We start from the raw sequence: 1332 nt of genomic DNA on the forward strand, positions 1-1332 counted from the left end.
GGTTCATCGCCGATTTCCGGGGAAGGCTGCTCGGATCTTGAGGAAGAAGTAATGGTCATCGCGGAAGCCATAGGCCATACGCTTGATCACCTTGATCCGATTGTTGATGCCTTCGACCAGATTTGTGCCCAAGGGCCAGCGGGTATGGGCCAGGATGCCTGGCAGGTAAGGCTTGAGCCGTCGCGCAAACTGGCACAGTGGTCCGATTCCGCTGCTCATGGCGCGCTCATACCAGTCCTGCCAGAACCGTCTGGCGTAGCCCCGATGCCGGTAGTCCCACAGCGTCTTGAGATCGTCCTTGAGCACGTAGACCGTCATCAGCGCCTGATTGGCGGCCAGGATCTCTTCGAGCCGGATCTGGTCAGCCTCTCGTGTGACGTTCTCACGATTGCGTAGCAGCAGCCAGCGCGAGGACTTCACCACCTTGCGGGCCACCCGGTCCCCGCGCAGCCGGTTCGCCTCGTCTACCCGAACCCGATCGATGACCTCTCGCCCGTACTTGGCTACAACGTGGAATAGGTCATACACAACTTCGGCTTGCGGGCAATGCATGCGCACCTCAAGGTCGTAGGCGGTATTCATGTCCATGACCGCTGCACGCAGCCGCGCACATCCGTCAGGGCCAAGCAGCTCAAAAAACGGACGGATGTCCTCGCGCGAACGCCCACGCCCCACCCACAACACCCGCTTGCTCGACGGCTCAACGATGACCGTGGCGTAGCGGTGGCCTTTCTGGATGGCGAATTCGTCCATGGCGATGATCGTGACGCCGTGCAGGTCCACCGGCCCCAGTTCTTGCTCCAGGTGGCGCTGGTCGATCCGCTTGACCGCGGTCCAGGACAGCCGGTAGAACTCGGCCACATGGCGCAATGACATGACCTTGCACAGCCGCGCCACGCTAGCGGCTAACCGCCTCGTTACCCGCGCATAAGGAGCCAGCCAGTCCAAGCGTTCCAGCTTTGGCCCACATCTCTGGCAGGCTAGGCGCAGCCTTGGGATAACCAGTTCGACCGGCACCTCGAACACCGGCAAATCCCGCACGCGCCGCTCGGCCCAGTCGTGTACGGCGCTGACGCCACGCCCACAACCGCTGCAGCACCGGCGCCTGCGCGCTTTGGGCTCGAGTCGCACTACGCACCAGCGTTGCCCATTGCGGGCTTCCTCCCAGCTATCGCGCAGCCGATAGCCTTCCCAGCAGCCAAGCTGGGTCATACAATCGCGTGGGGCCAACCTCCACCTTCCTGATTCTTGTTGTGTCGCAACTCCAAGATAACAGCGGTGGGCGGTTGGCCCTTTTTGTTTCTAAGCGGTCACGCAATTCGGCGAAGAACC

Annotated in this window: 1 protein-coding gene; it reads right to left on the reverse strand. The window is 61.9% G+C overall.

Annotated features, from left to right (window positions below; translation table 11 throughout):
* Nucleotides 1-3: 3 nt before the first annotated feature.
* Entirely contained in the window at nt 4-1230 is a 1227-nt protein-coding gene (locus tag KHO41_RS40910) for an ISL3 family transposase (RefSeq protein ID WP_407065407.1), read from the reverse strand.
* Nucleotides 1231-1332 lie beyond the last annotated feature (102 nt).

Origin of the sequence: Cupriavidus numazuensis, assembly GCF_905397435.1 — a bacterium.
GTDB classification, from domain to species: domain Bacteria; phylum Pseudomonadota; class Gammaproteobacteria; order Burkholderiales; family Burkholderiaceae; genus Cupriavidus; species Cupriavidus numazuensis.